The following is a 389-nucleotide window of genomic DNA, read 5'->3' as shown; positions in this document are numbered from 1 at the left end:
CGGCGCGCGGCCGGCCGGTCGCGACCGACGTCTCCGCCCGCGTCGAGGCACTCGCGCGTGCTGCACGCTGAGCTGCCGCTGCGCCGCCACACGCTCGTCACGCTGACGGCGGGCGGGTGGGGCGCGGCATTCGCCCGCGACCCGGCGCTCGCGAGTGATCCGCTCGTGCGCGCATGGGCCGAACGCGGCTGGCCGCTGATCGTGCGTCGCGCGTCCCCGGACGAAGCCGATGCCGGCCGCGTGCCGCTCGGCCTGCCGCTGCCGCCGTCGGCGGGCAAACGGCGCATCGCGCTGAACGTGGCCGCCGACGCGCTCGCGACGGTCGGCCCGCTGCCGACCTTGACGGCCGTGCTCGCCGCCGCGCCCGCCGCGTGGCATGCGCCATTGCG

1 pseudogene is annotated in these 389 nt (G+C 78.9%); it reads left to right on the top strand.

Annotated features, from left to right (window positions below):
• Window positions 1-57: 57 nt before the first annotated feature.
• Window positions 58-389, top strand: a pseudogene (locus tag H3O04_RS35770) (malonate decarboxylase holo-[acyl-carrier-protein] synthase); the annotation flags it as partial.

Origin of the sequence: Burkholderia sp. KCJ3K979 (assembly GCF_016759955.1) — a bacterium.
Taxonomy (GTDB): Bacteria; Pseudomonadota; Gammaproteobacteria; order Burkholderiales; family Burkholderiaceae; genus Burkholderia; species Burkholderia orbicola.
The sequence above is the reverse complement of the archived record's forward strand: the minus strand, read 5'-3'. Positions and strand labels throughout refer to the sequence as shown.